This window comes from Acidobacteriota bacterium (genome assembly GCA_028875725.1).
In the GTDB taxonomy this organism is placed as follows: domain Bacteria; phylum Acidobacteriota; class Thermoanaerobaculia; order Multivoradales; family Multivoraceae; genus Multivorans.
Genome location: JAPPCR010000006.1, coordinates 1,014,783 through 1,026,921, shown reverse-complemented (window position 1 = coordinate 1,026,921; position 12,139 = coordinate 1,014,783). Strand labels below are relative to the sequence as shown.

Annotated in this window: 8 protein-coding genes; 3 read left to right on the top strand and 5 right to left on the bottom strand. The window is 69.7% G+C overall.

Going from position 1 to position 12,139, the window contains the following annotated elements:
- Positions 1-65: 65 nt before the first annotated feature.
- Genes OXI49_06230 through hflX form a run of 4 tightly spaced genes read right to left on the bottom strand, consistent with a single transcriptional unit; the run spans position 66 to position 3,524 of the window.
- Positions 66-803, bottom strand: a complete 738-nt coding sequence (locus OXI49_06230; protein ID MDE2690096.1) for a 4'-phosphopantetheinyl transferase superfamily protein — start codon at positions 801-803, stop codon at positions 66-68.
- Positions 804-817: 14 nt separating this feature from the next.
- Positions 818-1,279, bottom strand: a complete 462-nt coding sequence (locus OXI49_06225) for a DUF393 domain-containing protein (protein MDE2690095.1) — start codon at positions 1,277-1,279, stop codon at positions 818-820.
- Positions 1,280-1,291: 12 nt separating this feature from the next.
- Entirely contained in the window at positions 1,292-1,810 is a 519-nt protein-coding gene (locus tag OXI49_06220; protein MDE2690094.1) for a thioredoxin family protein, read from the bottom strand.
- Between the two features lie 16 nt (positions 1,811-1,826).
- Positions 1,827-3,524, bottom strand: a complete 1,698-nt coding sequence (gene hflX, locus OXI49_06215) for a GTPase HflX (protein ID MDE2690093.1) — start codon at positions 3,522-3,524, stop codon at positions 1,827-1,829.
- Between the two features lie 397 nt (positions 3,525-3,921).
- Here hflX and OXI49_06210 point away from each other — a divergent pair, with 397 nt between their 5' ends.
- The 3 genes from OXI49_06210 to OXI49_06200 all read left to right on the top strand — a co-directional run bounded on the left by OXI49_06210 (position 3,922) and on the right by OXI49_06200 (position 10,960).
- Positions 3,922-5,949 carry an Rne/Rng family ribonuclease gene (locus tag OXI49_06210; protein MDE2690092.1) on the top strand — a complete coding sequence of 676 codons (2,028 nt, stop codon included), beginning with the start codon at positions 3,922-3,924 and terminating at the stop codon, positions 5,947-5,949.
- 531 nt (positions 5,950-6,480) lie between these two features.
- On the top strand, positions 6,481-8,745 hold the full coding sequence (locus OXI49_06205) for a xanthine dehydrogenase family protein molybdopterin-binding subunit (protein MDE2690091.1): 2,265 nt from the start codon (positions 6,481-6,483) through the stop codon (positions 8,743-8,745).
- 139 nt (positions 8,746-8,884) lie between these two features.
- Entirely contained in the window at positions 8,885-10,960 is a 2,076-nt protein-coding gene (locus OXI49_06200; GenBank protein ID MDE2690090.1) for a hypothetical protein, read from the top strand.
- 15 nt (positions 10,961-10,975) lie between these two features.
- Here OXI49_06200 and OXI49_06195 read toward each other — a convergent pair whose 3' ends face one another.
- Positions 10,976-12,091, bottom strand: coding sequence for a class I SAM-dependent methyltransferase (locus OXI49_06195; protein MDE2690089.1), 1,116 nt, complete (start codon positions 12,089-12,091; stop codon positions 10,976-10,978).
- Positions 12,092-12,139: the final 48 nt, after the last annotated feature.

Here is a 12,139-nt window from a genome sequence, read left to right as displayed (position 1 = left end):
TGGTCATTTGACGCCTGTCAAGGGCTCTTCGCGCAGGTAACTCCGCGAACGCCCGGCCCCGGTGGTCAGGACGGAATCGCGACGACGGCCCACACTCGCGACGCGACGCCGGCGGCCTCGTCAGCCTGGCCGCCCGTCAAGGCGTACCAGCCGACGAGGCGTCGGACCGCCCCGCCCTCGCTCGTGACCCTCGTCCCAAGCCTCAGCTCGCCGCAGCGAGCGGTGCCGACGCCCGCCTCCCGCCGTTCCAGCTCGACATCCGAGAAGCCGAGCACCTGCCGGTAGCGGGGAAACAGGGCCTTGTACGCGCTCTCCTTGGCCGAAAAGACGAGCGTGAACATCTCCGCCTCGGTCAGGCCGCCGGCGCTTCCCTGACGGAGACTCATCTCGCGCTCGTTCAGCACCCGCGCCCCGAGCCGCCCGGCCTGCTGCGGTGAGACCACGCGTTCGACGTCGACGCCGAGGCCCCGGTACCGGTCAGCCGCCGCGACCGCGGCGAAGCCGAAGCCAGCGCCGTGGGAAATCGAGCCGACCACACCCTCCGGCCACCGGGGGACATCGTCATCGTCGCCGACGATCTCGCCCTCCAATGCACCGGGCCCCAGCATCTGCCTCAGTGCGTATCCGGCGCTGATCCGGCCGGCGAGGTACTCCCGCTGACGCTTGTCGATGGCACTCTCGAGGGCGGCAGGCACGCTGAAGCCGAGCTGCCGAGCCTCCTCGACCAGCTCTTCCAGGGGGCCGATCTCGTGCGCCGCGACGCTGAGGTCGCGGGGAAGGCTCTCCGCGAGGCTCGGTGGCACCGCCCGGGCCGCACTCACGCGAGGAAGTAGCGCCGCTGCTCCGGCGTCGGCACGGGACACTCGGCCAGCCGGCGCCCCACCTGCTGGCGGTTCCGCGCCAGGACCCGATAGCCCCAGTCGAGCACGGTTCTCGGCACGATCCGCGCAAGCAGCGCGAACCAGCGCTCCGGACCGTCCAACCGCGCCGCCAACCAGAGCACCGCCTCGCTGCGGATCTTGATGTGGCCCGTTGGTGGCGGAGCCGAAGCGGTGCCGTCAGGCGCCGGCAGAATCTGCAGAACCATGCTGTCCAGCTCCGCCAGATCGGGCCGGGCAGCGGTCAGGCGCTCGAACGCTTCGCCGTCCTGCGACGCGAACCGCACGCCGGGCGGTACGCCGCGGGACAGACACCTGGCCACCGACCAGTTGCAGAGCGCGCAGTCGCCGTCGTAGTAGACGATGGCCCTCGGCGGCCGGCGTTCGCGGCGCTCGTCCATCCGGTAGCCGGCCTACCGGTTCGCCGCCTCGTCCAGCACGCGGAGGAAGGCTCTGCCGCTCATCAGGCGGGGTTCGCCATCGACCATCTCCATCCGTTCGATGTACGAGGCCGTCTCGCCGTCGGCGCTGTACATGACCAGGGTCGGATAGCCCCGCACGCCGAACCTCCGGGCAAGCTGGCTCTCCTGCCCGCCGGACTCGGGGTTCATCCGCACCGCGAGCACCGCGTCCAGGTAGCCGTCGACCTCGTCGTCGGTCAGCAGCTCACGCTCGAACTGGCGGCAGTAAGGGCACCAGTCCGTGTAGATGTAGACGAACAGCGGCAGGCGGTCGCGCTGCTGAACCTCCAGTGCCTGGGCCAGCCCGGCGGCACCTTCGTACCAGCCCTCGAAGTCGGGACGGCCAGCCGGCGCGTCGGAGGCCTCCGCCGGCGCCGCAAGCGAATGCGCAAGCAGGGCCGCCGTGCCGGCCAGGAGGAGCACCGCGAGCGCTCCCCAACCGATCCTCTTGAGTTGAGGGCAGCAGGTCATGGCGGCTTCGATCGTATCAGCGCGCGGCGGCCGCTCTCCGACCCGACGCGCCCCCCGGCAAGAGCGGCGCGACGCGGCCCATCGCCTCCTCGGCACGGTCGATGAGGCCGCTGAAACCGTCCCGCGTGCGCGCGCTGACCGCGACCGCGTCGAGTTGGCCGGCCTTCCGCCGCGCCTGTTCTTCCGTCACCAGGTCGCACTTGTTCAGAACGACGAGAAGGGGCTTCGAGTTGAGCGACAGTTCCTCGATCAGCCGGTCCACCGCCTCTATCTTCATCCGCCACCCCGGATCGGCGGCGTCGACCACGTGGAGCAGAAGATCCGCGTCGCCGAGTTCCTCCAGCGTGGCCCGAAACGCCCGCACGAGATCGGGCGGCAGCTCAGCGATGAAACCGACGGTGTCGGTGATGACGACTTCGCCCTCGCGCGGGAAGCGGATGCGCCGACTCGTCGGGTCGAGCGTGACGAACAGCTTGCCGGCGGTCTCGACTTCGCTGCGGGTCAGCGCGTTGAGCAGGGTGCTCTTGCCCGCGTTCGTGTAGCCGATCAGGGAGAGCACCGGCACACGCCGGTCGCGCCTCCGGCTGCGGGCCACGTCCCGCTGCCTGGAGAGCTTCTCGACCTGCCGCTCCAGGTTGCGGATCCGGTCGCGGATCCGCCGTCGGCCCACCTCGAGAACCGTCTCGCCGGGGCCCCGGCCGCCGATGCCGCCCGTCAGTCGCGACAGGCCCGCGTCCTTCTCGGTCAGCCGCGGCAGCGAGTAGCGCAACTGCGCCAGCTCGACCTGGAGCTTGCCGTCGCGGGAACGCGCCCGCTGCGCGAAGACATCCAGGATGAGCTGGGTGCGGTCGATCGCCTTCAGCCCGGTCGCATCCTCGAACGCGCGAGCCTGGGCGGGCTTCAGGTCGATGTCGAAAATCGCCACCTCGGCGCCCGCGCGCATGCTCTGCAGAACGATGTCGGTCAGCTTGCCCCGGCCGACGATCGTCCTCGGATGAACCCGCGACCGGCGCTGCCTCAGCGTCCCGGCGACGTCGACCCCCGCCGAACGGACCAGTTCGACCGTCTCGGCGAAGTGGTCGTTCTCCGGACGCACGCCGATCACCAGAGCCCGTTCCCGCGTCGCCTCGCGGCCCCGCCGGTGACGGCCGAACTCGCGCTCGACCTCGCGGATGGTTGCCGCGAAGTCGAAGTCCAGCGCATAGACCTGAGGCGCCTCGACGGTCAGAAAGGGTGAGCCGTCGCCGTCGCCGCTGCCGGGACCCTCGCCAGCGCCTGCCGTGTCGGCCGCCGAGGGCGAGAGGTACGCGACCTCGATCGCACCGGCGGAGCCGTCCGCCTCGGACTGCACCACGGCGACCAGGTCGAGCCGAAGCAGTGCGAGGTCGTTCAGATCGTCGGCGGAGAGCCCTTCTCCCCGCAGGTGGGTATGAACCAGGCGCAGGCGCCGGAAGCGTCCGGGACCGCCACGCAGACGGCCGATGTCGGGAATCTCGAGCTGCCGCGCGTCGCCGACGATCACTTTGCTGACCGCGCCGTCGCGGGTTAGCAGCACGCCTACCTGGCGACCGATCTCGCGCGAGAGCGCGCACAGGTGCCGCGCCAGCTCGGTCGAGACCACCTCGTCGGAGCGGACCTTCCGCCGGTACGTGCGCTCGAGAGCGCCGCGCTGCGCGGCCTTGAGTCCGCGAACGTCGCCGTGTAGCGCTCTCACGCGGGCCAACCGGCGGTTTCGGGTTGCAAGTTCAAGAAACTGCTATGCTTGCCGCCACGGCGGCGACGCTGGCCCCATTTGGCACGCGCCGCGCACTCGATCGTACGAGTCAGCGCTTGGCTTCAGCCTTTGTCCTTTAGACAGTCCGTCCATTCCGAGACGACTCACGTCGCCCGAGGGCCGTCCACACAGCCCGTGGTGCAACCAAGGCTATACCCGCCGCCTGGAATGACGATCCGGTTCTTCAAGCTTCTCGCGCAGGTGGAACTGCAGCGAACGCGGGGCAGCCGCCCAGCGGATTCCGTTCATGGAATCCCGCCGTGGCCCGGCACCCGCGCAACCGGAGGCGTCCCACCCGATTCAACCGACGGCGCACTCGCCGTCACCCGGAGACTTTGTGACCCGAAGAATGCTCATCAACGCGCAGAGCTCGACCGAGCTCCGCATCGCCATCGCCAACGACTCGGTACTCGAAGACCTCAAGGTCGACATCGCCGAGCGCGGCCTGACCCGCGGCAACATCTACTACGGCAAGATCGCGAACATTGAGCCGAGCCTGAACGCCGCCTTCATCGACTACGGCGCCCCCAAGCACGGCTTCCTCGCCATTCAGGACGTGGTGCCGGACGCCTACTACCAGGCGGTCTCCAAGTCGAAGCGACCGAAGATCGAAGAGGTGCTCGTCCGCGGTCGTCCGATCGTCGTTCAGATCACCCGGGAGCCCGAGGGCAACAAGGGCGCCGCCCTCACGACGAACCTGAGTCTGGCCGGCCGCTACCTGGTTCTCACACCCTTCGACAAAACCTGCGGCGTGTCCCGCAAGGTGGACACGGAGGACGTCCGGCTCAAGCTGAAAGCGATGGCGGAGGCCCTGCCCGTCCCGGACGGCGGCGGCGTGATCGTACGCACCAACGCCCTCGGCCAGACCAAGACGGCGCTCAGCCGCGACATGAACGCGTTGCTCCGCCTGTGGAAGCGCATCTCCCGCGATGCCCGCGACTCGAAGGGCACGAAGCTGCTCTACAGCGACCAGGACATCGTGCTTCAGGGCCTGCGGGACTACCTGGACAGCTCGATCCAGGAAGTCTGGGTCGACGAGGACACCGCCCATGGGCGAGCCGAGCAGTACATGCGCGCCTTCATGCCGCGCAGCAAGACCTCCCTCAACCGCTACACCGGCCGCCGGCCGCTCTTCTCGGTCTACGACCTGGAACCACAGATCGAGAACATCTTCGAACGGCGCGCCGAACTGCCCTCGGGCGGCTCGATCGTGATCGACCCGACCGAAGCCCTCACAGCCATCGACGTCAACTCGGGACGCTCCAAGAAGGGGTCGAGTCAGGAAGAGACCGCGGTCAGCACGAACGTCGAGGCGGCGGCGGAAGTCGGCCGCCAACTGCGGCTGCGCGACATCGGCGGCCTGATCGTCGTCGATTTCATCGACATGCGCAGCCCCCGCAACCGGCGCAAGGTCGAGAAGGCGATGAAGGACGCGATGAAGGCCGACAAGGCGCGCTTCAGCGTCGGCCGGATCAGCGCCAACGGATTGCTTGAGATCAACCGCCAGCGAATCCACCAGGCGCTTCAGTTGCGCACCCACGGCGACTGCCCGTACTGCGCCGGCACCGGCCGCGTCGCCAGTCCGGACCTGGTCGCCCTGCGCCTGCTACGCAACATCGAGTCCCATGGCGCCGGCGGCTACATGCGCGGCGTGCAGATTGCCCTGCAACCCGAGCTGGCCGACTTCGTCCAGAACCGTCATCGTCAGGCGCTCGTCAACCTGGCGACGGAGTTCGATCTCGAGATCGAGATCTCGGGGCGGCCGCACCTGGAGGGCCGGGAGCCGGACATCAGCTGGATCGCGCGCGACCTGGCCGACGTGAAGAAGAGGGAGAAGGAGGAGGCCAAGGAGAAGAGGCTCGAGCAGGAAATGCTGGCCACTCCGTCGATTGGAGACACCGACGACGAAACGGCCGAACCCGAGACCGACGCGGATGACAGCCCGGTCGAGAGCGCACCGAAGCGACGGAGGCGACGGGGCGGACGGAGGCGACGGTCCGCAACCGCCCGCAAGGCGAAGACAAAGGAGGAGGCGCCCGCGGAGGACGGCGCCGTCAAACAGGACGGCGCCCAGCAGGCGAAGAGGGGCAGGAAGACGCCCGCCAGAGCGAAGAAGAGCACGGGGAGGCCCGCCGCCAAGGCAAAGAAGACGGCGGGGACGGAAGCCATCAAGGTACCCGGCATCGACACTCCGTCGGCGGATGCAGCGGCAGGAGGCAACGGCAAGAGCGGCGAGACTGCCGCGGCAAGCGGCAACGGCGCACCACGTCCGACCAAGCGGCGAAGGCGACGGCGCAGACGGCCCCGCCGGCCCCAGACCGCGGCGGCGGGCAGCGAGTCGCCACCTGCCGAGACGGGTTCCTGACACGCCCGGCAACACCTGATCTTCGGTGTGCTAAACCTCTGAGAACACGAAGGTTTGACAAGGACCGGGCGAATCCATAACTATCCGGTCGTCAGTCGTTCCGCTTGCGTCACGAGGCGTGGCGGCGGTCCCGGGGTCAGTCGGGGCGATCCCGTGGCTGGGCGGGGTGGGACCCGCCGATTAGTGGATTAGCCCGGAAAGGAGGTGGTCTAGTGGAGTACTGCAGATGCGGCTTGATGGAGGTGGCGGCTCCCTAGGAAACCCCTACCAGGCGTAGGACATCTCCTTCGGGAAGCAATCCCACGCCATCCCATCGGCCAAGAAACGCTCAGCCGAGCCGCGCAGATCGCGGTCCAGGAGCGTCAACGGAGCCCCGAGGAGCAACAGCCCCTCGGGGCTCTCCTCTTTCGGTAGCTCGTACCGCCGGGCGAAATCGCGACGCCGCCCCTTCCCCTCAAGGCCCGCTTCCGTAACAATCGCTCACCCGCATACGGGTTCTCGACTCACCTTCCCCTCAGGCGGAGACAGCAGATGACAGCGATCGGCACCCCCACCAAGCTCCTCGAGGGCGACCCCAAGGTCAGGGGCTCGCTCCGTTTCTGCGGCGACCTCGACCGGCCCGGGCTCCTCCACGCCCGCCTGGTCACGAGCCCTCATGCCCACGCCGAAGTGCTGAGCATCGACACCGCCGCCGCCGAGGCGATGCCGGGGATTGCCGCGGTCATCACCGCCGCCGACCTTCCCGCGCTGCCGCCGAGTAACCGGGCGACCCTCCTTCTGGCGCGCGAGCGGGCGATCTTCGTCGGCCACCCGGTCGCGCTCGTTCTCGCCGAGAACGAGGCGGTGGCCGCGGACGCCGCGGATGCCGTCGAGGTCGACTACAAGCCGCTCGATGCCGTCGTAACGATCGAGCAGGCGGAGGCGCCCGACGCCCAGGCGGTCTGGCCTGACGGCCTCCCCGGCCAGTCGGAGGAGGCGGCAGCACACGGAGCCGGCGACGTATCGGAGGGAGAAGAGGCGATCGCCTCGTCGCCCAACGTGACGAACAGGATGTGCTTCGAGCGCGGCGACCTCGAGCGCGGCTACGCCGAGGCGGACGCGGTCGTCGAACGCGTCTTCCGCACCGCGTCCGTCCACCAGTCCTACATCGAGCCCCACGCCTCCTTGATCGACCCTGATCCGATGGGGAACGGGATGACCGTCTACTGCTCGACCCAGGCGCCATTCTTCATCCGGGACGCGATCGCCGGCGTGCTCGGCATGCGGCAGGACCAGGTCAGGGTCATCGGCACTCCGGTCGGCGGCGGGTTCGGCGCCAAGTTCGTGTTGTACGAGCCCCTCCTCGCGCTCGCCGCGGTCCAGCACCAGCGACCCGTCCGCCTGGTGATGACGCGGACCGAGGAGATGCTGGCGGCGACGCCGGCGCCTTCGACCCGGATCACGATTCGGGCGGGAGCGAAGCGGAGCGGAGAACTCACCGCGCTCGAGGCCGATCTGGCGATCGACTGCGGCTGCTTCCCCTCGTCGATGACCGCCCTTGCCGGAACCCTGCTGGGAAGCTCCTACCAGACACCCAACCAGGCCGTGGGCGGCTTCGAGGTCACGACGAACAAGCCCTCGGTCGGCGCCTACCGCGCGCCGCTCGCTCCCCAGGCGGCGTTCGTCGTCGAAACGGTCCTCGACCAGCTCGCTCGCGAACTCGACCTCGACCCGGTCGAGTTCCGGGTGAAGAACGCCTCGGAGAAGGGCAACCCGATGGCGTCCGGCATGCCCTGGGCCGGAATGGGTCAGCGGCAGGTCCTCGAAGCTCTTCGCGATCACCCGGCCTGGCAGAACCGGGAGCAGGCACGCGCCGAAGGCCGCGGTGTCGGCATCGCGCTCGGCGCCTGGCCCGGCGGCACGGAGCCGGCTTCGGCGGCCTGCGCACTGCAGACGGATGGAACGCTCAAGGTCCACATCAGCACGGCCGATATCAACGGCACGAACACGAGCATGGCGCTCATGGCGGCCGAGGCATTCGGAGTCGACCCGGACAAGGTCACGATCGCGACGGGCGACACGTCGTCGGGGCCCTACGCCGGGGCCTCCGGCGGCAGCAAGACGATCTACACGGTCGGCCCGCCCGTCATTCAGGCGGCCCAGGAGGCACGCCGCCAGACGCTTGAACTCGCGGCCCAGACGTTTGAGGCGGACCCCGAAGATCTCGAGATCGTCGACGGCGCCGTCCAGGTCAAGGGCTCGCCCGACAAGGCGATTCCACTCCGCAAGATCGCCCAGCGGACGATGCGGTTCGGCGGGCGGCAGGCGCCCGTCTTCGGCCACGGCCGGCACGCCCAGACCAGCCAGGCGCCGGGTTTCTGCGCCCAGCTCGCGGAGGTGCGCGTCGACCGGGAGACCGGACGGGTCGACGTCGACCGGGTCGTCGTCATCCAGGACTGCGGCCGGGCCATCAATCCGGCCGCGGTCGAGGGCCAGATGATGGGCGGCGCCCTGCAGGGCATCGGCTGGGCACTCTACGAGGAAATGGCGTACAGCGAGGACGGCCAGCTCTTGACGGCAACCCTGAACGACTACGCCCTGCCCCACTCCGCCCAGAGTCCGACCGAGCTCGAAACGGTCCTGGTCGAGGTGCCGTCCGACCACGGGCCCTTCGGCGCCCGTGGCGTCGGCGAGCCGCCGGTCGTCCCCACCGCAGCCGCCGTGGCCAACGCCATCGCCGATGCCTGCGGCGCGCGACCCACGGAGCTGCCGATGACGCCGCCCAGGGTCCTTCAGGCGCTCGACGGCGGCGCGTAAGGCCGGGGGCGGCCGCCGCTAGCGCCCCGAAACCCGTCGCAAGCGCCGTGTTTCGGCCCATCCCGTCCGCTCCCAGGAGCTTGCGCCGCGAACTTGCTGCGCCGCGTTTCGCGGCGCAAGCTCCTAGAATGCGGCGAAGATGGTCGGCCGCGGAATCGATGCCTGGGTGCTGGGAGCGGCCGTCGTTCTCGCGGCGATCGCGCTCGCCGCGCCGCTCCTCGGCATCGCCGCCTGGCAACCGGCCGCAATGGCGGGAGCGGTGGCCGCCGGCCTGCTCTTCGTCACCTGCCGGGTGCTGGCCCTCGAGCCCCTGCTCGAGCGCGCGGCCGGCGCCCGACGGCCTCCGCTCGTCTTCCTGCTGCTTCCCTTCGGCGCCTACCTGGCCCTGATCCCCTGGTCGATCCACGAACGCGCCCCCGACGGTGACGAACCCTGGTTCCTCCTCACCACCCACAGCATCGCGTACGACTTCGACCTCGACCTCGCCAACAACTACCGGAATCAGGACTCGCTCGCGTTCATGCCGCGCGCGATCGAACCGCAGCCCGGCGATCCGGAAACCAGCGACGGGACCATCCGCTCACGCCACGGCGCCGTACTACAGGCGGTCATGGCTCCCGCGTACCGCCTTGGCGGCAGGGCGGGCGCGATGGTCGTCATCGCCGGACTGGCGGCCCTGGGTGCCTGGCTGCTGCTCGATCTCACCGCGTTCAGCCAGGACGCTCGGGCACGCCTTGCCGCCTACGCCACCTTCAGCTTCGCCGCACCGTTCCTGATCTACAGCCAGCAGATCTGGGCCGAGGTTGCCGCCGTCGTCCTCGCGGTGGCGGCGTTCCGGTGGATCAACCGCCTCACCGGCGGCTACGAGAGTCCGACGACCGGAACGGGACGTGCCGAATGGAGCACGTGGACTCTCCTCGCCTTGTCGCTGGCGGTTCTTCCCGCGATCAAGCTCCGGCTCGCCCTGATCAGCGTCGCGCTCGCGCTGATCTTCGTGCTGCGCCTGGCCCCGGCCCGGCGACGCCGCGGACTCCTGGTGCTGGGAGCCGTCGGGGGACCGGCCGCCCTTCTGGTCCTGTGGTCGAACCGCGCCGTGTTCGGCACCGTGCTCGGCATGCACTCGTGGGACGAACTGGAGGTCTACCGGCAACCGGTCTCCCAGCTCGCGCTCGGGCTGAACGGGCTGTTCTTCGACCTCGCCTACGGTCTGGTTGCCTGCGCGCCGATCTGGCTGCTCCTGTTCCCCGGCGTCCTCGTCAGCTTCCGGCGCAACCGGCGGCTCCTGTTGGAGGTCGCGTTGATCGCCGTGCCCACACTGCTCCTCGTCGCCTCGCGCCGCGAGTGGTACGGCGGCTGGTCGCCCCCGTTCCGCTATGGCCTCGTCGTCCTCCCGTTCCTCGCCCTGCTGCTGGTGCCCCTCTTCGAGCGAACGACCGCCTCAGGGCGCGAGGGCGTCACGGGTTCAGCGACCCGCTCGCCAGCGGCCGGCATCGTCGCCCTCGCCCTGGCGCTGGCGCTTCTCTCGGGCGCCCTGACCGTCCTGTTCGTCGTGGAACCGGGATGGACGTACAACCTCGCCGACGGTCGTCACCACTTTCTTCATCATCTGGAAGCACGAACCGGTCTCGACCTGGCCCGCCTGCTGCCGTCGGCCACCCGGGCCCGGATGGCGACGTGGCTTCTGCCGGCGCTCGCGGTCGTCGTGGCCATCCTCGCGGCACGCGTGCGCCGGAGAACCGTGGCGGCGGCGTGCGCCGGCATGCCGGTCCTGCTCCTGGCCGCCCTGCCGGTGCTCGCGGACTCGTTTCCAACTCGGCGCCTGGAGATCGAGAGCGCGGCGGTTCATCGAACCGGGGGCAACCTGGAACCGGAACGGTGGACTTTGGACCGCACGCGCTACCCGGAAGCGTGGGTGCTGCCCGAAGGTAGCCGGGCCGAGTCGACGGTGATCGCCGGCGGCAGCCGGGTGGAGTTGGCCGTCACGCTCCGCGCGATCTGGAACCGCCCGTCGCCCCTCACTCTGATCGCCCGCGCCGGCGGACAGGAACTCGGCCGCCTGACCTTCGCTGAAGAGACCGATGACGGCTGGCAGACCCGGACGCTGGCGCAGGCGCCGTGGCCGGCGGACGCTCCACTCGTTCTCGAGGTCCCACCCGGCGATGTGGCACCGGCGAACGGCCTGGCAATCGACCGCGTCGACCTGCGCTGGGACTAGTGTGCCCTGCTCAGGTCAGGGCCGGACTTCGTAGTAGAGGTTGGCCGGGTCGTCGAAGTCGTGCATCCGGAAGCGGGTGAAGCCGCCTTCCCGCACCATCCGCTCCGCCACGACCGGGTTGAAGCCCAGCGTTCCCAGACCCATGCCGTCCGGCTCGGACAGGGCCGACGACATGCAGGCCGAGACGGAGAAGCCGTAGAGCAGCGCCAGCACCGGATTGCGCATGTTGTCCTCGAACCGCGGGCTGCTGCGGATGTCCTTGATCAACCAGGTGCCGTCGTCCCGGATGGCGCCGCGGATGGCCGCGATGACGAGGTCCGGCCGCGTCATGTCGTGGATGCAGTCGAAAGTCACGACCAGGTCGAAGCTGGGCACCTGGGGCAGATCCTCGCCGCGGGCGATCTTCCAGTCGACGTTCGTGACGCCCGCTTCCCGGGTGCGCTCCCGAGCGATGTCGATCGCGTGAGCGGACGGGTCGTAGCCCACGAAGCGCGAGGCCGGAAAGGCCTGAGCGAGGGACACAAGCGCCACGCCGCCGCCGCAGCCGACGTCGACAACGTCGATGCCTGCCCGCAGCCGCTCCTCGACACCGTCGAGCGCCGGAATGATCCGCGGCACCAGGGCCTGCCGGGTCCAGGGGCCCAGCATCCGCTCGGTGCGATGGGCGGCGCAGCACCCGAGCTGCTGATAGGACAGGCCGATTCCGGTGCTGAACGCCTCCGCCGTACCGTCGATCACATCGTGCTCGGGCGGATAGCCGAACGCGCCGGCGGCGAAGGCCACGGAGTTCTCCTCGTCCGCGAGCACCGCGGCGGCGACGCCGTCGAGCTCGAAGCGCGGCTCGCCGCCGTTCTCGGCGCCGTGGTACTCGAGCAGTCCGGCGGCCGCCTGGCCATGCAACCACTCGCGCAACCAGCGTTCCTTCAGCCCGCTGGCTTCGGCCAGCTCCACCGAGCTCACGGGACCGAGGCCTTGCAGGGTCCGGTAGAGCCCCAATCGGTCGCCGAGGTGGATCATCAGGGAGACGAGCTCGCCCTGCTTGAACAGCCACACCTTCAGCGCGAAGGCACCGACCTGCTCCGGGTCGAGCCGGCCGTAGAGTGACTGCGTGCCGCTCTCGTCGTCCGTCATCTCGGGCTTCTCCTCACAGTCGCGCGGTGGTCGGAATCGGTGCGCCCA

What these genes read in the sequence shown, in the direction of transcription:
- OXI49_06225 (MDE2690095.1), bottom strand. Translation starts at nt 1,279, where the DNA reads ATGGACGAGCGCCGCGAACGCCGGCCGCCGAGGGCCATCGTCTACTAC.
- OXI49_06220 (MDE2690094.1), bottom strand. Translation starts at nt 1,810, where the DNA reads ATGACCTGCTGCCCTCAACTCAAGAGGATCGGTTGGGGAGCGCTCGCG.
- OXI49_06205 (MDE2690091.1), top strand. Translation starts at nt 6,481, where the DNA reads ATGACAGCGATCGGCACCCCCACCAAGCTCCTCGAGGGCGACCCCAAG.
- OXI49_06200 (MDE2690090.1), top strand. Translation starts at nt 8,885, where the DNA reads ATGGTCGGCCGCGGAATCGATGCCTGGGTGCTGGGAGCGGCCGTCGTT.
- OXI49_06195 (MDE2690089.1), bottom strand. Translation starts at nt 12,091, where the DNA reads ATGACGGACGACGAGAGCGGCACGCAGTCACTCTACGGCCGGCTCGAC.